Origin of the sequence: Pantoea sp. SIMBA_079 (assembly GCF_046940275.1) — a bacterium.
GTDB classification, from domain to species: domain Bacteria; phylum Pseudomonadota; class Gammaproteobacteria; order Enterobacterales; family Enterobacteriaceae; genus Pantoea; species Pantoea borealis.
Genome location: NZ_JAWRYR010000148.1, coordinates 1 through 308 on the forward strand (window position 1 = coordinate 1; position 308 = coordinate 308).

Consider the following 308-nt stretch of genomic DNA (forward strand, 5'->3'; position numbering starts at 1 on the left):
ACGTTCGTACGCTTTACGCAGCAGGAACCATTCAACCAGGTTACCGGTAGAAGAACGAGAAACGTCCCACAGCGGCTGACCAACCAGACGAGACAGCTGCGCTTCCATCGGGAAGAATTCTTTACCCAGTTCGTAGGTCGCTTTCGCGTCTTCCATAGAGTATTTCGCAACACGTTCCAGACCTTCACCGGTTTCCCACGCTTTCGCGATTTCGTCCGCGTAAACTTTTTCTTTCGGTTTACCGAAGATCGCTTCGTAAACCGCTTCCAGGGTGTAGGTCGGCAGGTTGATGGTACGACGGATAACGT

General features: G+C 51.9%; 1 pseudogene. It reads right to left on the bottom strand.

Features of this window, described 5'->3' with window-relative positions:
* Window positions 1–308: pseudogene (locus tag SB719_RS19505) on the bottom strand (DNA polymerase); the annotation flags it as partial.